The following is a 483-nucleotide window of genomic DNA, read 5'->3' on the forward strand; positions in this document are numbered from 1 at the left end:
AAATAAGGTTTCATCACCTTGAGTAACACTAGTTAAAGGTGTTGATTTTATTCGAGTTGCTGTCCCTTTATAGGTGTAGTTTTCGTGAATTATTGTCAATTCATACACTACATTTTCAGCAGGAATAAACGAAATCGTTGGTTCATAATTTCCATCAGCATTCACGTCCGAAAAATTAATGATGGAATTATCAGATATATTCGTTAAAAAAACAGTTGCATTGGTCACTGGTGGAATCGTTTCGTCAAAATAATCAGCTGATTTACTTAGTTTTACAACTGTATTTGCACGTATTGGAGTTTCTGTAAAATACACTTCAAAAACAGCATCTATAATCAATTTTGGAGTAGTTGAAGGGACATCAATATCGACTACTTTTTCACAATTTGTAAAAATAAATAGTAATAAAATGGGGAGTAAAAAAATCTTTTTCATCGTATTAAAATTTAAAATTGTAAGTAACAGAAGGAACCAATCCAAAAA

General features: G+C 30.4%; 1 pseudogene. It reads right to left on the reverse strand.

Features of this window, described 5'->3' with window-relative positions:
* A pseudogene (locus tag IU405_RS00985) lies at positions 1–435 on the reverse strand (DUF4249 family protein); the annotation flags it as partial.
* Positions 436–483 lie beyond the last annotated feature (48 nt).

Origin of the sequence: Polaribacter sp. BAL334 (assembly GCF_015767435.1) — a bacterium.
Lineage (GTDB): Bacteria > Bacteroidota > Bacteroidia > Flavobacteriales > Flavobacteriaceae > Polaribacter.